The organism is Rhizobium sp. SVR5-9E, assembly GCF_056755095.1.
This window is the reverse complement of record NZ_JBNDHS010000386.1, coordinates 1-275: the sequence shown is the minus strand read 5'-3', so window position 1 is coordinate 275 and position 275 is coordinate 1. Positions and strand designations below refer to the sequence as shown.

1 protein-coding gene is annotated in these 275 nt (G+C 48.0%); it reads right to left on the bottom strand.

All coding sequences use genetic code 11. The features are described 5' to 3' along the window. Nucleotides 1–275: alpha-N-acetylglucosaminidase TIM-barrel domain-containing protein (locus ACPYOJ_RS35290; protein ID WP_481420377.1), on the bottom strand; the 275-nt coding region annotated here is incomplete at both ends.

Here is a 275-nt window from a genome sequence, read left to right as displayed (position 1 = left end):
ACGTGTCCTGCAAAAGCCGGCAAGGCCGGTTTCATATTCAGTTCGCGTTCTCTTTTTAGAATCTTTTGCTGCAGTTCGGCCTGTCCGTCAATCCATGACATCGGTAATGGACCTTCCCAGTGATCAATATTGGCCATCCTGTGCCATGGGAGATATGCGGGACCGGTGAAGTAATTTCTGATCTCAGTCTCCGAAAATCCGAACTTCTTCCAGACATTCAGCCATATTTTTTCCTGTCCGGTGATGGCAAGAGGGAGATTGACGCCATTTAAAGC